This window comes from Streptomyces sp. NPDC091416 (assembly GCF_044756845.1).
Classification (GTDB): Bacteria; Actinomycetota; Actinomycetes; order Streptomycetales; family Streptomycetaceae; genus Streptomyces.
This window is the reverse complement of the sequence record NZ_JBIVTU010000015.1, coordinates 141,046-155,987: the sequence shown is the minus strand read 5'-3', so window position 1 is coordinate 155,987 and position 14,942 is coordinate 141,046. Positions and strand designations below refer to the sequence as shown.

Here is a 14,942-nt window from a genome sequence, read left to right as displayed (position 1 = left end):
TGCCCCATGACTGCCGCCCGTACGTTTCATCAGGTCAGCGCACCTATAAGACCGGAGACATCATGCCTCAGGCCGCAACCATTGTCGCGGAACCGGCTCGCGACAGTGACAGAAGCGCCGGAAGTGCGGGAAGTGACTTCGCGCCACTGCTGCGGGCCGTCAAGGGGCAAGGGCTCCTCGAACGGCGCACCGGCTGGTACACGGCAGGCATCGCCGCCAATCTCGTCGCGCTGGGTGCCCTGCTGACCGCGGTGGTCCTCCTCGGCAACACCTGGTGGACCCTGCTCCTCGCACTGCCGCTGGCCGTCTTCTGGTCCCGCACCGCCTTCGTCGGCCACGACGCCGGCCACGCGCAGATAACCGGCGACCGGCGGGTGAGCCGGACCATCGGCCTGTTCCACGCCAACCTGCTGCTCGGCATGAACGAAGCGTGGTGGAACGACAAGCACGTACGCCACCACGCCAACCCGAACCACATCGACAAGGACCCGGACGTCGGGGTCGGCGCCCTGGTCTGGACCCAGAAGCAGGCGGCTCAGCGCGAGGGCTTCGCCCGCTGGCTCACCCGCAATCAGGCCCGGCTGTTCTTCCCGATGCTGCTCCTCGAAGGCATCGCCCTGAAGATCTCCGGCTTCCAGTACCTGCGGCAGCAGCCCGTCAGGGAGCGGGCCCTGTCGGGCGCGCTCCTGGTGGCCCACCTCGGCCTCTACGCCACGCTGCTCCTCACCGTCATGTCGCCGGGGAAGGCCGTGGTCTTCGCGCTCGTGCACCATGCGCTCTTCGGCCTCCACCTCGGAATGGCCTTCGCCCCGAACCACAAGGGCATGGAGATGCCCGATCCCGACGGGGAGCGCTGGGGACACCTGCAGCGGCAGGTCCTCACCTCGCGCAACGTACGGGGCGCCGCCCTCACCGACTGGTTCCTCGGCGGACTCAACTACCAGATCGAGCACCACCTCTTCCCGAGCATGCCGCGCCCGCATCTGCGGCTCGCCCAGCCCTTGGTCAGGGCCCACTGCGAGGCGCTCGGCATGCCGTACGCCGAGACCGGACTCATCGAGTCCTACCGGCAGGCGCTGGAGCACATGCACGAGGTCGGAGCTCCTCTGCGGTGACCGGTGCGTACGCGCCCGCCGCCACCAGGAACCGATGGGCACCCACAGGCGTTCTCACAGCAGGAGCGGCCACGGGCCGCGAAGGAGGCGTGGACGATGTCGAACAGCGCAAAGATCGCCATCGGGGGAGTTGTCGTCGCAGTCGTCCTGATGCCGTTCATCGGGTTCTGGCTGTCACTGCTGGTGCTCATCGGAGTCCCAGCGATCGCCTACCTGGCCTTGGACCCGAGCCAGCGGCGCAGGCTCCGTAGGATCACGCGTAAGGAAATAGGCCGCTGAGAGGGGACCTGCGCAGTGAGCGGGACAGTCACCGTGGTGAGCAGCAATGAGTCGTACAGCTTCACCAAGCCGAACCGGAAAAGCGTCACCCTGCTGACCGGGCTCGGAGTGGAGGGCGACGTACACGCGGGCGTGACGGTCAAACACCGTTCCAGGGTCGCGCAGGACCCCACCCAGCCCAATCTGCGCCAGGTCCACCTCATACAGGAAGAACTCTTCGACGAGCTGCGCGAGGCGGGCTTCGAGGTCGCCCCCGGCGACCTCGGGGAGAACGTCACCACCCGTGGCATCGATCTGCTGGCGCTCCCCGTCGGCACCAGACTGCATCTCGGCGACGAGGCCGTCGTGGAGGTCACGGGGCTGCGCAACCCGTGCCTCCAGATCGACAACTTCCAGGACGGACTGCTCAAGCAGGTCGTCGGCCGCGACGAGGCGGGAAACATCGTCCGCAGGGCCGGAATCATGAGCGTGGTCGCCACGGGCGGCACCGTCACGCCCGGCGACCAGGTCCGGATCGAGCTGCCCGCAGGCCCGCACCGGGCGCTGGAACGGGTCTGACAGCCGGCGCACATACGGGAGCCCCCGGGACCGAAGGGCCCGGGGGCTCCCGTATGCGATCGTCCGGCCGCCCCGGGTCAGGACGGCCGCACGGCCATCGCGTCCAGGGCCCGGAGCAGTCCGGGGAGTTTTGTCCCACGCCCCACGGTCAGGATCTCCCCCGGCAACTCGTCGAGGAGCAGGAAGGCGATGTCGTCGGTCCTGGCCACCATGGACCAGCCGGGACCGTCGGCCCTGATCATCCGGGCGTCGCCCGGGGCGAAGGAGGAGCGGACGCGGCCGGGGGGCGGCGGGGCGTCGACATAGGCGTGTGCCTCGGCCAGGGCGCGCCGGACACCGGGATGGGTTCCGGAGAGGGGGGCGTCGGACGCAGGCGGTACGTCCTCTGCTCCGGCCTCCGGGCGGCCGTCCTCGTCCGAGCCGTTCCTGGGCGCAGCGTCCTCGTCCGAGCCGCCCGCCTGCGTCCCGGCCCGGTCTTCGCCCGGCCCGCCCGTGTGCGAATCGTCCGGACCGCCCGTCCGCGAACCGTCGTCGCTTCCGTCACCCGCCGGCGCGAAGGCCGTCTCGTCGTCGATCTGCTCCCGCCAGACGGACCACTGGAGCGCTATCGCGTCCGCGCCCAGCCGGCGCTGGGCGGGGCCCCACACCTCCGTGTCGGGAGGACACAGCGGCGCGAGGTCCTCCCCGTCCGCCTCCGGATCCGGTTCCGGATCGTGCGGAGCGCTCACTCCGGGAGCGGCGACCGCCACGGCGAGCGGCCAGCCGGGGAGCGCGCAGACCACCGAGCGGTCATCGGGCGACAGGTCGTACTCCATCCCGCAGTCCCAGGACGCTATCGCCACGGCCACCAGGGACACGTCGTCGACGACCACGGTCCACCGGGCCCCGTCGCCGTCCTGGCCCAGGACGAGGCCGTAGCCCTCGGCATAGGGCTCCAGGCGCAGCGCCGCGCAGGCCGCGGGGTAGTCGTCGCCGAGAACACTCGGGAACTGGGCAGGGGTCAGCAGGACCGCGGTCAGCACATACAGTGCGTCGTCGTCGGCGACTGTGTCGTCCGTCCCGGCCACTGCACCCTCCTCTTCCGTCATGGTTGTCGTCGGCGCACCTTAACCAGTGGGTAACCCGCTCGTCGAGGCCCTGACAAGGCAGGACACAGGTCCCGGCGGCGGACCGGACGGTCCTCCTCAGCCGTCCGCCAGGCCGAGCAGCGTACGCGCCACCGCCTCCGGCGACTCGTTCCGCTCACGGGCGAGTGCGATGACGGCGCGGCAGGCCAGCTCACCGACGCCGAACGAGAGCGCCTCCGGCGACACCCAGCCGCTCGCCTCGTCCATCCGGTCCTGGTCCTCCTCCACCGATGCCGCGACGAACGTGGCGGCCGCCTCGAAGAGGTTGTGCTGCCGGCGCTCCGGCGCCCGCGTGCGCGCGGCGGAGACGGTCTCCTTGCGCGCCGAGGTCACGGCTCTGCGCAATATTCCGAACATGCCGGTCATGGGGACCGCCTTTCGTCGACGTGTGCGTACTCACCGTCCTGCCCCCGCACATACGCTGGAACACTCGACCCGGACGAGAGGGACGGTGTGGTGAAGCGTTACGACCGGCTGAAGGATATTCAACGCCTTGATCCTGAAAAGGACTTCCTGGAGATCTACCGGATCACGGCGACGTACGAGTTCCCCTGGGACATCACCCGCGCCCTCGAACTGGCGCTGTACCGCACGTATGCGGTCCCCAGCATCGGGCGGCTTCTCGCGGAGACAGCGGAACTGACGGACCGTTCGCAGAAGCGCTACGACGACACCGCGCTGCTCCTGGACACGGTCATGGAGCACGGTTTCGACAGCGATCCGGGACGTACGGCCATCCGCCGGATCAACCGGATGCACCACAGCTTCGACATCGCCAACGACGACATGCGCTATGTGCTGTGCACCTTCGTCGTCACCCCGAAGCGGTGGCTCGACGCGTACGGCTGGCGCCGTCTGTCCGACCACGAACTACGGGCGTGTGCGGCCTACTACCGGACCCTGGGTGCCCATATGGGGATCAGGGACCTGCCGCAGACCTACGAGGACTTCGAGCGAACCCTCGACGCCTACGAGGAGGAGTACTTCGGCTGGGACGAAGGGGCGCGCTCGGTCTCGGACGCGACGCTGGAGCTGATGGCCTCCTGGTATCCGCGCCCCCTGGCGCCGCTCGTGCGCGGTGCGAGCCTCGCGCTTCTGGACGACTCGCTGCTGCGGGCCTTCCGCTACCGACGGCCGGGGGCCGCGGCCCGCTCACTCACCCGCGGTGCCCTGCGGCTGAGAGCCCGCGCGGTCCGTCTGCTGCCGCCGCGCACCAAGCCGCACTACGCCCGGCAGAACCCGGAGATCAAGGGCTACCCGGACGGGTACGAGGTCGCCGCGCTCGGCACGTTCCCCACACCGGGCGTGGGCGGCTGCCCGGTCGCGCACCTTCCCCGTCCGGACTCCGAGGCCGGATGATCCCCGGACCCGTCCCCTGAGTCATCGCGCGGTGCGTCAACCGGCCCGTTCGGCCAGAGCGAGGAACCGGCTCTCCTCGTCGACGTACGACGTCAGGCGCCAGCCCGAACGGGCCAGCAGGGGGCCCAGGTTCGGCTCGGCACGCAGATCGCCGTCCGTGAGCTGCCGGCCGTGCCGCGCGGCCAGCGCCGCCCGCCCGATGGGGTGGAACAGCGCCAGCAGCCCGCCCGGCCTGACCACCCGGGCCAACTCGGCCAGGTCGGGACCCGGCCGGGACAGGTGCGAGACCAGCCCGGCCGCGAACACCGCGTCCAGGACCCGCGGCCGCAGCGGCAGGCGCGCGGCGTCGGCCTGGATCAGCAGCCCGCCGGCACCGCGCCCCGCGCGCACCGCCGCCCCCAGCATCGCCGCGGTGAGATCGGCACCCAGGACGGTGCCCCCGGGACCGACCGCCGCCCGCAGAGCCGGCATCGCCCGCCCCGTTCCGCACCCCGCGTCGAGGACGGCGTCGCCGGGGCGAAGCCCCAGTGCGGTGACCGCGGTGGCGAAGGCGGGGCCGTCGTCAGGGAAACGCGTGTCCCAGTCCGCGGCGCGAGCAGTGAAGAACTCCTGGACGTGTGTGTGGTCATCGGCCATCAGGCCATGATCGCGCAGTCACCGCCCGAACGAAACGTCGTGAATCGATGCGCATGTTCGAGCATGCTGCGATCGTTGGGAAACATCTCTCTGTCATATTTCGGCAGCTTTCGAATGCGCCCGGGGCGCGCGCCCTGGCGCGACTAGCGTCCCCGAGTCATGGGACACCTGGACCACGCCACCTTCGGCTGGCTGACACCTCTGCTGTCGTACGCGATGGCCTGCATCGGCGCCGCCCTCGGCCTCAGCTGCACCGTGCGCGCCCTCGACACGACCGGGCGCTCGCGGCGGAACTGGCTGATCACGGCCGCCTCGGCCATCGGCTCGGGTATCTGGACCATGCACTTCGTCGCGATGCTCGGCTTCGGCGTGTACGGCACCGACATCCGCTACGACGTGCCGCTGACCTTCCTCAGCCTGCTCGGCGCCATGGTGGTGGTCGGGGGCGGGGTCTTCGCCGTCGGCTACAGCCGCGACCGGACCAGGGCGCTGCTGCTCGGCGGGTTCGCCACCGGGCTCGGAGTCGCCAGCATGCACTACCTCGGCATGGCGGCACTCCGGCTGCACGGCACCATCCACTACGACCCGCTCAGGGTCGTCCTCTCCGTCGTGATCGCGGTCATCGCCGCGACGGCAGCGCTGTGGGCCGCGCTCAACATCAGGTCGACGCGTGCCGTGGCCCTCGCCTCCCTCGTCATGGGCGCGGCCGTCAGCAGCATGCACTACACCGGAATGCTGGCCGTGACCGTGCAGGTGACGCCCTCGGGAGCCGCCCTGCACGGGGCCACCGCGATGCAGTTCATCTTCCCTCTCGCCGTCGGACTGGGCTCCTACCTCTTTCTCACCTCGGCATTCGTGGCCCTGTCCCCGACCGCGCCGGAACGCGCCGCTTACGCCCACGCGGAGCACGCACAGACCTCCTCCGAGGTGGCCGCCACAACGCCGGGTGCCCGCGGACCCGACCTCCGGTCCCGGCGCGCGGCCCGCAGGCCCGAGGCGCCACCCGTCGGCATCCGTTGACGCACGGCACGGCCCGGCCCACCACCATCCGCCCAGAACCGACCCGGAACGAGGAGGCCATGCGCCCACCCCGCGCGACCCCTGACCCCGGTGCCTCCGACGCCCGGACCGCCACCACGCCGCCGCCTCCGGCCCGAGGCCGCCGCGCGCACGCGGGACCGCCGGCCGACGAGAGCGCCGAGCTCGACAGTCCGCCGGACGAGTACGGCATATCCGCCCCGCGCGGACGGCGGGTGCTGCGTCCCCGGACCGTGCGAGCGAAGATCATCTCGCTGCTGATGCTGCCCGTCGTCTCCCTGCTGGCCCTCTGGGGCTTCGCCACCGTGTCCACCGCCCAGGACGTGGCACGGCTGCGCCAGTTGCAGCGCGTCGACGAGGAAGTGAGGGCGCCCGTCGCGGCGGCGGTCTCGGCTCTCCAGAGCGAACGCAAGGCGGCCATGCTCCAGTCCGCCGATCCCGGCACCGCACACGCCGCCGCCCTGAGAGCGAGCACCGGGCGCACCGGCACCGCTCTCGACGCCCTGCGGCTCGGCGACGGCCACACGGTCGCCGACACCGGCAACCTCCCCGCGGGCGTGGCCGGCCGGCTCGACCACTTCCTCGGCCTCGCCCAGGACCTGCGGCCGGACAAGGAGAACCCCGGCAGCTCCGGAGGCGGCGCAGACACCGTGTACGACCGCTACACGGCGGCGGTCAGCGCGGCCCTCGCCGTCTCCGGAGCCCTCACGGGTATCCAGGACGACGCCCTCGGCTCCGACGCCCGCGTCCTTCTCGAACTCGCCCGCGCCGACGAGATGCTGGCCCGCGAGGACGCCCTGCTGGCCACCGCCGCACGCGTGGGCACCCTGAAGGACCGCCCGCTGCGTCTGTTCACCGGCGCTGTCGACACCCGGCGCAGTCTCACCGAGACCGCCGGCGCCGACCTGCCCGCCACCGAACGCACCGCCTGGCGGGAGTTCACCGCGCTGCCCGCCTACCGCTCCATCGGGACAGCCGAGGACAAGGTGCTCACGGCGGCGCCCGGCCGCGAGGCCGCGCGGGCCGTGCCCGCCGCCGACTGGCAGCGCGCCGCCGACGCCGTACGCGGCGAACTGCACAGCATCACCACCGGCGCCGGAGAACGCGCCGCCGACCGCGTGGACCCCCTCGCCCACGGACTGCTCAGCCCGTCCGGCGCCGCTGTGATCTTCGGCTGCGTCGCCGTCGCGGCCTCCCTGGTGATCTCCGTGCGCATCGGGCGCGGGCTCGTCGTGGAGCTGGTCAGCCTGCGCAACAGCGCCCTGGAGATCGCCCGGCGCAAACTGCCCCTGGCCATGCAGCGGCTGCGCGCGGGCGAAGAGCTCGACATCCGGGCGGAGGCACCGCCGGGCCTCGCCTCCCAGGACGAGATCGGCCAGGTCGGCGAGGCCCTCGGGACGGTCCACCGGGCCGCCCTCAGCGCGGCCGTCGAGCGCGCCGAACTCGCGGACGGGATCTCCGGGGTCTTCGTCAACCTCGCCCGGCGCAGCCAGGTGCTGGTCCACCGCCAGCTCAACCTCCTGGACAGCATGGAGCGCCGGGCCGACGACCCCGACGAGCTGAGCGACCTCTTCCGTCTCGACCACCTCACCACCCGGATGCGCCGGCACGCCGAGAGCCTGATCATCCTTTCCGGCGCCGCGCCCGGCCGGGCCTGGCGCATGCCGGTGTCCCTGACGAACGTCGTACGCGCGGCCGTCTCCGAGATCGAGGACTACGCCCGGGTGGAGGTCAGCCGGCTGCCCGACGCCGCGGTGAAGGGCGCGGCGGTCGCCGACCTCACCCATCTCCTGGCCGAACTGGTCGAGAACGCGGCCCAGTTCTCACCGCCGCACACAAAGGTGCGCATCACCGGCGAACCCGTGGGCAACGGCTACGCCCTGGAGATCGAGGACCGCGGCCTCGGCATGGGAGCCGAACTGCTCGGCGACGCCAACCGCCGCATCGAGCAGGCGGAAGCCCTCGATCTGTTCGACAGCGACCGGCTCGGCCTGTTCGTCGTCAGCCGCCTCGCCGTACGGCACCGCATCAAGGTCCAGCTGCGCACCTCCCCGTACGGCGGTACCACGGCGGTCGTGCTGCTGCCGACGGCTCTGCTGCAGACCGCACTGCCGCCGGCCGAGGAGCCGGCGGCGCCGCGGAAGGCCTCCGTCGAGTGCGACGCTCACGAACGCACTGCCTTCGGGCCCGGCCCCCGCGCCGTGCGGCCTCCGGGCACCGCCTTCCCCGCACCCGTCCCGGTCCCGGCGCTGGAGTCCCGCACCGGGCCCACGGCCCGGGTGACCTCGCTCCGTCCTCGCCGGCCGGAGGCCGAGGACGGGACCGGGCCTGCGCCACGGACTTCTGCCGGGGACGAGGCCGGCGACGAGACCCTGCCCCGACGGGTGCGGCAGGCAAGCCTCGTACCCCAGCTGCGCGAGGAACCGCGGCCCGAACCGCCGCGCTCCGGCGGACCGGCCGATGAACCGCCCGCGCGTCGCACCCCCGAACAGGCCAGGGACCGTATGACCGCCTACCGGGCCGGGTGGGTACGCGGGGGCGGCGCAGCCCCGGGATCTGCGGCGGCAGCCCCCGGCACTCCCGAACCCCGCCCGCTCAGCGAAGGAGACCCCGCATGATCGCGAACGAGAGGACCGGGGTGCCCCGCCGGTCCGGTGAACTCGACTGGCTGCTGGACGATCTGGTGACCCGCGTCGGCGAGGTCCGGCACGCGGTCGTGCTCTCGGGGGACGGGCTCGCGGTCGGGGCGTCGAGCGCGCTCAGCCGCGAGGACGCCGAGCACCTGGCAGCGGTCGCCTCCGGATTCCACAGCCTCGCCAAGGGCGCGGGCAGGCACTTCCGGGCGGGAGAGGTGCGCCAGACGATGGTCGAGATGGACGAGGGATTCCTCTTCGTCGCGGCCGCGGGGGAGGGGTCGTGCCTCGCCGTGCTGAGTACGGCGTTCGCCGACATCGGTCTGGTCGCCTACGAGATGGCCCGCCTCGTCAAGCGGGTCGGCGAGCACCTGCGGACCCCGGCACGCTTCGCCGGGCATCCGTCGGCAGCCGGCTGAGAGGGCGGGGACAGCAGTGTCCATGACCTACGGAGGCCCGGAGGCCCCCGACCCGTACGAACTGCCGGGCAGCCAGTGGTACGACGCCGACGCGGGGCCTCTCGTCCGTCCGTACGCCATGACCGGTGGACGGACCGAACCGGGCCCGGGCGCCGCGCGCTTCGACCTGATCGCGCTCGTCACCCTGGACGACACCGTGACCGGGAGCTCCGAGGACGCGTTGCTCGGTCCGGAGCACCGGACGCTGCTGGCCCTGTGCCGGACCGAGACGCAGTCGGTCGCCGAACTCTCCGCCGACGCCGACCTGCCCGTCGGTGTGGTGCGCGTGCTGCTCGGCGACCTGCTCGAATCGGGGTACGTCACGGTCAGCCGCCCGGTGCCACCCGCGCAGCTGCCCGATGAACGGATCATCCGCGAGGTGATCAACGGCCTGCGCGCACTCTGAGAGCCGGATGCCCGGCCCGCTACGTCGTTCTCTCGCGGTCCCTCAACTGTGTCAGCTGGTCGTTCTGGGCCTCCAGGAAGCGCACGACGACGTGGAGTTCGTCCTCGTCGAACTGGCGCCGGGCTGCTTCGGTGGCGGTCGCCAGCGGTCTGAAGAAATCGCGGGCGACCGATTTCGCCGCCGGCGCGTAATGCAGACGGACCACCCGCCGGTCGCCGCCGTCACGGACGCGGTGGACGTGACCCGCACGCTCCAGCCGGTCCAGGCACGCCGTCACCGCTCCCGAGGTGAGGTCCAGCTGCTCGCGCAGTCTTCCCGGGGTCATGGCCGACTCGTCCTCACCGTGCTCGGCGTCGAGGATGGCGATCAGAGCCTGCACATCCGTCGGATGGAGACCCTGGGCCTGGGCGAACTCATGGGTGATGCGGTTGAGCTCGCTCGTCATGCGGCGCAGCAGTACAGCGAACGACTGGAGCCCCGTGGGGCCGTCGCTCGTGCCTCTGTCCGGGCCTCCGTCTGCTGTGCGCATGCCCCCATAGTAATATCTCTCACTGATTGAGATAATGAATCGCCGAGAGATATGGCGTGCGTCGACCCATGGGGGAGCAATGAAGCCCGCACCGCGGCACCGCATCGTCCGATGGCTGGTGCCCGTAGCCCTGCTCGTCGTCTGGCTCGGCATCGGAGGGACGCTCGGCCCCTACGCCGGGAAGCTCGGCGAGGTCGCGACGAACGACCAGGCCGCCTTCCTGCCGCGCAGCGCCGAGTCGACCAAGGTGGCCGAGGCGCAGAAGGCGTTCCAGAAGTCCGGGACCGTACCGGCGATCGTCGTGTGGACCGGCCGGACGGGCGAGCTCCCGGCCGGCGCGGAGGAGAGAGCCACCCGGTCGCTCGCCTCGCTGACGGGTCAGCCCGGTGTGGTGGGCCCGCCCTCCGGAGCGAAGCTCTCACAGGACGGCGAGGCGCTCTCCGGCGTCGTCCAGCTGCGCTCGGACCTGGGTGACGAGCTGCCCGACACCCTCGACCGGGTGCGCGACGCAGTCGGATCCGTGCCGGGCACGACGGCGGAGATCGCCGGGCCGGCCGCGAGCCAGGCCGACCTCAAGGACGCGTTCGCGGGGATCGACGGACTGCTCCTGGGCGTGGCACTGGCCGCCGTGCTGGTGATCCTCCTGCTCGTCTACCGCAGCGTGCTGCTGCCGTTCCTGATCATCCTCAGCGCCGTCCTCGCCCTCGGTCTCGCCTGCGCGGTCGTGTACGCCCTCGCGGACCATGGTGTCGTCCGCGTGGACGGTCAGGTCCAGGGCATCCTGTCCATCCTGGTGATCGGGGCGGCCACCGACTACGCCCTGCTTCTGACCGCACGCTTCCGGGAGGAACTCGCCCGGCACGGCGACCGGACGGCCGCGGCGTTCGCCGCGCTCCGACGGTCCTTCGGAGCGATCACCGCCAGCGCCGCCACGGTGGCACTGGGGCTTCTCGCGCTGCTGCTCAGTGATCTGACGAACAACCGCGCGCTCGGGCCGGTGGGGGCCATCGGCATCGTCTGCGCGGTGCTGAGCACACTGACCTTCCTTCCGGCCGTGCTGGTGCTCTGCGGCAAGGCCGCCTACTGGCCCGCCAAGCCCCGTCCGGCCGGCCAGGAATCGGGCGGACACGGCATCTGGCGCCGGATCGCCGAACGCGTCGACCGGTCCCCGCGCAAGGTGTGGGTCTCCACCACCCTGATCCTCGTCGCCTGCGCGGCGTTCGCACCCACGCTCAAGTCGCAGGGCGTGCCCCTGGACGAGATCTTCGTGAACGACGCCCCGTCCGTCTCGGCACAGGCCACGCTGGGCAAGCACTTCCCGGGAGGCTCTGGCAACCCCGCCGTGATCGTCGCGGAGGCCGGCCGGGCCGACGAGGTGGTCCGCGCCGCCGGCGGAACGCCGGGCGTCGCCTCCGCGGCCCCCGTCACCGAGTCCGGACGTCCGGGCGGCGGGCAGCCGCTCGTGGTCGACGGCCGGGTACGCATCGACGCAACCCTGGACGATGCGGCGGACAGCGACGCGGCCAAGGCCACGGTCCAGCGTCTGCGCGAGGCCGTGCACGGCGTCACGGGAGCCGAGGCGCTCGTCGGCGGCTACACCGCGCAGCAGTACGACACCCAGCAGACGGCCGAGCGCGACCGCGGGATCATCGTGCCGGTGGTGCTCGTGATCATTCTGCTGATCCTGATGGGGCTCCTGCGCTCGGTACTCGTCCCTGTCCTGCTCGTGGCAACCGTGGGGCTCAACTTCCTCGCGACCCTCGGGGTTTCGTCGCTCGTCTTCAAGCACGTCCTGGGTTTCAGCGGCACCGACGCGTCCGTGCCGCTGTACGGATTCGTCTTCCTGGTGGCCCTCGGCGTCGACTACAACATCTTCCTGATGTCACGGGTCCGGGAGGAGGCCCTGGAACACGGCGCCCGGCAGGGCGTGCTGCGGGGTCTGGTGAGCACGGGCGGAGTCATCACCTCCGCCGGGGTGGTGCTGGCCGCCACCTTCGCGGCGCTCATCGTGATCCCGCTGGCGTTCCTCGCCCAGATCGCGTTCATCGTGGCCTTCGGCGTGCTGCTGGACACCCTGGTGGTGCGTTCGCTGCTGGCCCCCGCCCTGGTCGTGGACATCGGCCCCAGGGCCTGGTGGCCGAGCAGGATCAGCCGGATCCCGGCCGCATCGGGGCGGGTGGGCGAGGAAGGGTGACGCAACCGGGCCCTGTGCCCGCCCCGGATGTCCGGGGCGGGCACAGGGCCCGGGCGCACGACGTGCCGGCGGTCAGACGTTGACGCCGTAGTCGGTCGCGATGCCGGCCAGCCCGGACGCGTAACCCTGGCCCACCGCACGGAACTTCCACTCGGCGCCGTGCCGGTACAGCTCGCCGAACACCATCGCCGTCTCGGTCGAGGCGTCCTCGCTGAGGTCGTAGCGGGCGAGCTCCACCCCGTTGGCCCGGTTCACCACGCGGATGAACGCGTTGCGCACCTGGCCGAAACTCTGCCCCCGGCTCTGCGCGTCGTGGATGGAGACCGGAAAGACTATCTTCGCGACATTCGCCGGGACGCCGGCCAGGTCCACGTTGATGGACTCGTCGTCGCCCTCGCCCTCACCCGTGAGGTTGTCACCGGTGTGCTGGACGGATCCGTCCGGGCTGTTGAGGTTGTTGTAGAAGACGAAGTGCTGATCCGAGAGGACCTTGCCGGAGTCCGAGCACAGCAGCGCGCTGGCGTCGAGGTCGTGATCGGCGCCCGTCGTCGTCCGTACGTCCCAGCCCAGGCCCACCGTCACCGCGGTCAGGCCGGGCGCCTCCTTCGACAAGGAGACGTTGCCGCCCTTGGCCAGGGTCACACCCATGAACTTCCTCCAATGATCCGGTGATCCGTTGATCAGAGTTCCTTCGGCCGCCACCGAAGAGGACGACGGCCCTTCCCCTATGGTTCCCTGGACGCGCGGGCCGTGAAGGGGCGGGGTGGCCCTGCGGGCTCCGTCGGCGGATCCGCGGCGGCGTGCCCTGCCTTCACGACCATGGAGCCACTCTTCAGGATCCGCGGGGATTTGCCCAGGGCGCGGCCGGTACCGGGTGTCTTCCGGTCAATGTTTCCAGCAGCGCGTTGTGGACAGGGGATCGGACCGAGGATGTACGGGGCCGGTGATCCACGAGGCCACCGCAACCTGACGAACAGCGCAACCGTGCAACCGTGCGAGGCCGGTACCGGTCTTTCGCAGGGAGGCCGGACGAACGGGGTGAACGATGACAGGCAGTCACAACGGGGCCGCGGGCCGGGGGAGGGGCAGCAGGCTGCGGCGGACGGCGGTCATCGGGCTGTCCTTCCTCGTCCTGCTGGTCGCCGGCGTCGGCTGGGGCTACCTCAAACTGACCGGCAGCATCGACACGTTCAGTGCCGACGGCATTTCCGGTGACCGGCCGCCCGACACGTCCGCGGGACAGAACGTCCTCGTCATCGGATCGGACACCCGAGCGGGTGACAACAGCGGACTGGGCGGCGGCACGGGTGAGGTCGGCCGCTCCGACACCGCGTTCCTGCTGCACGTCTACGCCGACCACGAGCACGCCGTCGCCGTCTCCATCCCCCGTGACTCTCTGGTCGACATCCCGGCCTGCAAGAAGCCCGGCGGCGAGTGGACGGCTCCGCAGCAGCACGTCATGTTCAACGCGGCCTTCTCGGTGGGGGAGACCGCCGAGGGCAATCCGGCCTGCACCCAGAACACGGTGGAACACCTCACCGGTCTGCGCGTCGACCACACCGTCGTCGTCGACTTCGCCGGCTTCTCCGCGCTGACCTCGGCCGTCGGCGGAGTACCCGTCTGCCTTCCGCAGGACATCTACCAGAGGGACCTCAACCCCAAGCGCCCCACACGGGGCGAGCGGGTCTTCGCCAAGGGCCCCCAAGAGGTCTCCGGACAGCGCGCGCTCGACTACGTACGGATCCGGCACGGCATCGGCGACGGCTCCGACATAGGCAGGATCCAGCGGCAGCAGGCGTTCGTCGGCTCCCTCATCAAGCAGGTCAAGTCCCGTGGCCTGAACCCGACCACCCTGCTGCCCCTGGCCAACGCCGCGACCGACGCGATGACCGTCGACCCGGGCCTGGGCTCGGCCGACAAGCTGCTGAGGTTCGCCCTCTCGATGAAGAACATCGACCTGCGCAACACCAAGTTCCTCACGGTTCCCTGGCGTTACGAGGGGGAGCGCGTCGCCATCGTGGAGGCGGAGGCCGACGCGCTCTGGGCGATGCTCAAGGCCGACCGCACGATCGACGGTCAGGACGCGGCGGGCACGAGCCGGGGCACGGGGGCCACGCCCGCCCCGGCCGCCTCCTCCGCCGCGCCCGTCTCCGGCACGGGTGTCGAGGTGGCCGTGTACAACGGCACCACGGTGACCGGCCTCGCGGCCCGGGCGGCCGGGCTCCTGCGCACCCACGGCTTCACCGTCACCGGCACCGCCACGGCGAACTCGCAGGACCAGGCGCGGACCGTCGTCACCTACGGGCCCGGTGAGAAGGCCGGAGCCGAGACCGCGGCCCGGCTCTTCGGCGGAGCCCGGACCATGGAATCCGGTGAGGCGGGAATCCAGGTGATCGTCGGACGCGACTACGCCGACAACCCCTCGCCGGCACCCGCGTCACCGACACCCGACTCCCTGCCGTCCGACGTCGCGGACAGGTCCCGTTCCGCCGCCGACGACCCGTGCAGCGACCTCTCGTACGGCTGAAGCCGCAGCGCGCTGCCGCTGGAGGTCCGGTCCCGGCCGCGGTGGCGCAGCGCCGTTCCCGGCGACGGGATCAGCTGCGCTCC

Annotated in this window: 15 protein-coding genes; 10 read left to right on the top strand and 5 right to left on the bottom strand. The window is 71.5% G+C overall.

What is annotated here, in order from left to right:
* Positions 1-62: 62 nt before the first annotated feature.
* The 3 genes from ACIQMX_RS34730 (at position 63) to ACIQMX_RS34720 (ending at position 1,952) form a co-directional block, all read left to right on the top strand.
* A complete protein-coding gene (locus ACIQMX_RS34730) occupies positions 63-1,115 on the top strand; it encodes a fatty acid desaturase family protein (RefSeq protein WP_402484104.1) in 1,053 nt (350 codons plus the stop codon).
* A gap of 96 nt (positions 1,116-1,211) precedes the next feature.
* Positions 1,212-1,394, top strand: a complete 183-nt coding sequence (locus ACIQMX_RS34725; protein ID WP_136325839.1) for a hypothetical protein — start codon at positions 1,212-1,214, stop codon at positions 1,392-1,394.
* A 15-nt stretch (positions 1,395-1,409) separates the two neighbouring features.
* The gene (locus ACIQMX_RS34720) at positions 1,410-1,952 is read left to right on the top strand and encodes an MOSC domain-containing protein (protein ID WP_363070142.1); all 543 of its coding nucleotides are present in this window, start codon (positions 1,410-1,412) and stop codon (positions 1,950-1,952) included.
* Positions 1,953-2,029: 77 nt separating this feature from the next.
* Here the strand turns inward: ACIQMX_RS34720 and ACIQMX_RS34715 are convergent, their stop codons facing one another.
* Both ACIQMX_RS34715 and ACIQMX_RS34710 read right to left on the bottom strand, forming a co-directional pair.
* Positions 2,030-3,019, bottom strand: a complete 990-nt coding sequence (locus ACIQMX_RS34715; protein ID WP_363070267.1) for a hypothetical protein — start codon at positions 3,017-3,019, stop codon at positions 2,030-2,032.
* 117 nt (positions 3,020-3,136) lie between these two features.
* Positions 3,137-3,445 carry a hypothetical protein gene (locus tag ACIQMX_RS34710; protein ID WP_402484101.1) on the bottom strand — a complete coding sequence of 103 codons (309 nt, stop codon included), beginning with the start codon at positions 3,443-3,445 and terminating at the stop codon, positions 3,137-3,139.
* A 90-nt stretch (positions 3,446-3,535) separates the two neighbouring features.
* On the opposite strand from ACIQMX_RS34710, the gene ACIQMX_RS34705 reads away from it, so the two are divergent.
* On the top strand, positions 3,536-4,438 hold the full coding sequence (locus ACIQMX_RS34705; protein WP_363070138.1) for an oxygenase MpaB family protein: 903 nt from the start codon (positions 3,536-3,538) through the stop codon (positions 4,436-4,438).
* Positions 4,439-4,474: 36 nt separating this feature from the next.
* On the opposite strand, the gene ACIQMX_RS34700 is transcribed toward ACIQMX_RS34705, so the two are convergent.
* Positions 4,475-5,074 carry a methyltransferase domain-containing protein gene (locus ACIQMX_RS34700; RefSeq protein ID WP_363070136.1) on the bottom strand — a complete coding sequence of 200 codons (600 nt, stop codon included), beginning with the start codon at positions 5,072-5,074 and terminating at the stop codon, positions 4,475-4,477.
* A 159-nt stretch (positions 5,075-5,233) separates the two neighbouring features.
* On the opposite strand from ACIQMX_RS34700, the gene ACIQMX_RS34695 reads away from it, so the two are divergent.
* Genes ACIQMX_RS34695 through ACIQMX_RS34680 form a run of 4 tightly spaced genes read left to right on the top strand, consistent with a single transcriptional unit; the run spans position 5,234 to position 9,609 of the window.
* Complete coding sequence (locus ACIQMX_RS34695; protein WP_363070134.1) at positions 5,234-6,094, top strand: MHYT domain-containing protein; 861 nt, start codon at positions 5,234-5,236, stop codon at positions 6,092-6,094.
* Positions 6,095-6,153: 59 nt separating this feature from the next.
* Positions 6,154-8,730 carry a nitrate- and nitrite sensing domain-containing protein gene (locus tag ACIQMX_RS34690; protein ID WP_402484098.1) on the top strand — a complete coding sequence of 859 codons (2,577 nt, stop codon included), beginning with the start codon at positions 6,154-6,156 and terminating at the stop codon, positions 8,728-8,730.
* Positions 8,727-9,164 carry a roadblock/LC7 domain-containing protein gene (locus ACIQMX_RS34685; RefSeq protein WP_363070130.1) on the top strand — a complete coding sequence of 146 codons (438 nt, stop codon included), beginning with the start codon at positions 8,727-8,729 and terminating at the stop codon, positions 9,162-9,164. The genes ACIQMX_RS34690 and ACIQMX_RS34685 overlap by 4 nt, the downstream gene beginning before the upstream one ends.
* A gap of 22 nt (positions 9,165-9,186) precedes the next feature.
* Positions 9,187-9,609 carry a DUF742 domain-containing protein gene (locus tag ACIQMX_RS34680; protein ID WP_363070128.1) on the top strand — a complete coding sequence of 141 codons (423 nt, stop codon included), beginning with the start codon at positions 9,187-9,189 and terminating at the stop codon, positions 9,607-9,609.
* A gap of 19 nt (positions 9,610-9,628) precedes the next feature.
* Here the strand turns inward: ACIQMX_RS34680 and ACIQMX_RS34675 are convergent, their stop codons facing one another.
* Positions 9,629-10,138, bottom strand: a complete 510-nt coding sequence (locus tag ACIQMX_RS34675; protein ID WP_402484096.1) for a MarR family winged helix-turn-helix transcriptional regulator — start codon at positions 10,136-10,138, stop codon at positions 9,629-9,631.
* 79 nt (positions 10,139-10,217) lie between these two features.
* Here ACIQMX_RS34675 and ACIQMX_RS34670 point away from each other — a divergent pair, with 79 nt between their 5' ends.
* Positions 10,218-12,332, top strand: a complete 2,115-nt coding sequence (locus tag ACIQMX_RS34670) for an MMPL family transporter (protein WP_402484094.1) — start codon at positions 10,218-10,220, stop codon at positions 12,330-12,332.
* 72 nt (positions 12,333-12,404) lie between these two features.
* On the opposite strand, the gene ACIQMX_RS34665 is transcribed toward ACIQMX_RS34670, so the two are convergent.
* Positions 12,405-12,980: a TerD family protein gene (locus ACIQMX_RS34665; protein ID WP_363070122.1), complete on the bottom strand. Its 576-nt coding sequence runs from the start codon at positions 12,978-12,980 to the stop codon at positions 12,405-12,407.
* 397 nt (positions 12,981-13,377) lie between these two features.
* Here ACIQMX_RS34665 and ACIQMX_RS34660 point away from each other — a divergent pair, with 397 nt between their 5' ends.
* Positions 13,378-14,859, top strand: a complete 1,482-nt coding sequence (locus tag ACIQMX_RS34660) for an LCP family protein (protein WP_402484093.1) — start codon at positions 13,378-13,380, stop codon at positions 14,857-14,859.
* Positions 14,860-14,942 lie beyond the last annotated feature (83 nt).

Coding starts and splice junctions, on each gene's coding strand:
- ACIQMX_RS34690 (WP_402484098.1), top strand. CDS start 6,154: ATGCGCCCACCCCGCGCGACCCCTGACCCCGGTGCCTCCGACGCCCGG.
- ACIQMX_RS34680 (WP_363070128.1), top strand. CDS start 9,187: ATGACCTACGGAGGCCCGGAGGCCCCCGACCCGTACGAACTGCCGGGC.
- ACIQMX_RS34660 (WP_402484093.1), top strand. CDS start 13,378: ATGACAGGCAGTCACAACGGGGCCGCGGGCCGGGGGAGGGGCAGCAGG.
- ACIQMX_RS34685 (WP_363070130.1), top strand. CDS start 8,727: ATGATCGCGAACGAGAGGACCGGGGTGCCCCGCCGGTCCGGTGAACTC.
- ACIQMX_RS34700 (WP_363070136.1), bottom strand. CDS start 5,074: ATGGCCGATGACCACACACACGTCCAGGAGTTCTTCACTGCTCGCGCC.
- ACIQMX_RS34695 (WP_363070134.1), top strand. CDS start 5,234: ATGGGACACCTGGACCACGCCACCTTCGGCTGGCTGACACCTCTGCTG.
- ACIQMX_RS34665 (WP_363070122.1), bottom strand. CDS start 12,980: ATGGGTGTGACCCTGGCCAAGGGCGGCAACGTCTCCTTGTCGAAGGAG.
- ACIQMX_RS34725 (WP_136325839.1), top strand. CDS start 1,212: ATGTCGAACAGCGCAAAGATCGCCATCGGGGGAGTTGTCGTCGCAGTC.
- ACIQMX_RS34710 (WP_402484101.1), bottom strand. CDS start 3,445: ATGACCGGCATGTTCGGAATATTGCGCAGAGCCGTGACCTCGGCGCGC.
- ACIQMX_RS34675 (WP_402484096.1), bottom strand. CDS start 10,138: ATGCGCACAGCAGACGGAGGCCCGGACAGAGGCACGAGCGACGGCCCC.
- ACIQMX_RS34730 (WP_402484104.1), top strand. CDS start 63: ATGCCTCAGGCCGCAACCATTGTCGCGGAACCGGCTCGCGACAGTGAC.
- ACIQMX_RS34670 (WP_402484094.1), top strand. CDS start 10,218: ATGAAGCCCGCACCGCGGCACCGCATCGTCCGATGGCTGGTGCCCGTA.